Source organism: Brenneria sp. L3-3C-1 (genome assembly GCF_016456245.1).
In the GTDB taxonomy this organism is placed as follows: Bacteria; Pseudomonadota; Gammaproteobacteria; order Enterobacterales; family Enterobacteriaceae; genus Brenneria.
This window is the reverse complement of the sequence record NZ_JAEMHF010000033.1, coordinates 1-690: the sequence shown is the minus strand read 5'-3', so window position 1 is coordinate 690 and position 690 is coordinate 1. Positions and strand designations below refer to the sequence as shown.

The 690-nt window shown below is 50.6% G+C and carries 1 rRNA gene; it reads right to left on the bottom strand.

The window, feature by feature from the left end:
• Positions 1–541, bottom strand: a 23S ribosomal RNA gene (locus JG725_RS20560); the annotation flags it as partial.
• Positions 542–690 lie beyond the last annotated feature (149 nt).

Genomic DNA, 690 nt, shown 5'->3' with positions numbered 1-690 from the left:
GGCTCCCACTGCTTGTACGTACACGGTTTCAGGTTCTATTTCACTCCCCTCGCCGGGGTTCTTTTCGCCTTTCCCTCACGGTACTGGTTCACTATCGGTCAGTCAGGAGTATTTAGCCTTGGAGGATGGTCCCCCCATATTCAGACAGGATGTCACGTGTCCCGCCCTACTCATCGAACTCACAATCCGTGCATCTTCGTGTACGGGACTTTCACCCTCTGTCGTGCGACTTTCCAGACGCTTCCACTGATACACAAACTGATTCTGGTTCTGGGCTCCTCCCCGTTCGCTCGCCGCTACTGGGGGAATCTCGGTTGATTTCTTTTCCTCGGGGTACTGAGATGTTTCAGTTCCCCCGGTTCGCCTCATCACACTATGTATTCATGTGATGATAATGTGTCGAAACACACTGGGTTTCCCCATTCGGGTATCGTCGGGTGTAGCGGTTCATATCACCTTGCCGACGCTTTTCGCAGATTAGCACGCCCTTCATCGCCTCTGACTGCCTAGGCATCCACCGTGTACGCTTAGTCGCTTAACCTCACAACCCGAAGGTGTCTTTGATAAATCAAGTCACGCTCGCGCTGCGATTATTTGAGAGACTCTGATACAACAAAATCATTACCCTTGCGGATAATGTTCAGCCGTATCGTTTCAATTTTCAGCTTGTTCCAGATTGTTAAAGAGCAA